This window comes from Microbacterium sp. IEGM 1404 (assembly GCF_030056775.1).
Taxonomy (GTDB): domain Bacteria; phylum Actinomycetota; class Actinomycetes; order Actinomycetales; family Microbacteriaceae; genus Microbacterium.
Genome location: NZ_JASHKP010000049.1, coordinates 1 through 207 on the forward strand (window position 1 = coordinate 1; position 207 = coordinate 207).

The following is a 207-nucleotide window of genomic DNA, read 5'->3' on the forward strand; positions in this document are numbered from 1 at the left end:
CTCTGACCACGGCATCCGAGTTCGTCCGAAAGGATGCCGCGGGCTGGTCGCCACGACGATCGGGAGGCCTCGAGGGGCTGCGCCTGGACCCAGACTCCTGGAGCGTCACCCACGCCGGCTCACCCGAGGTCGAGTCCTCCGTCTTCGACGCGCTCCCCGCGGGCGCGGCGGTTCTCGATCACGTGCTGGTGAGGCGCGGAGTACGGG

The 207-nt window shown here is 71.0% G+C and carries 1 protein-coding gene; it reads left to right on the forward strand.

The features are described from left to right. Window positions 1–207 (forward strand): hypothetical protein (locus QM517_RS18215; RefSeq protein WP_283289575.1); only part of this gene is annotated, 207 nt, incomplete at both ends.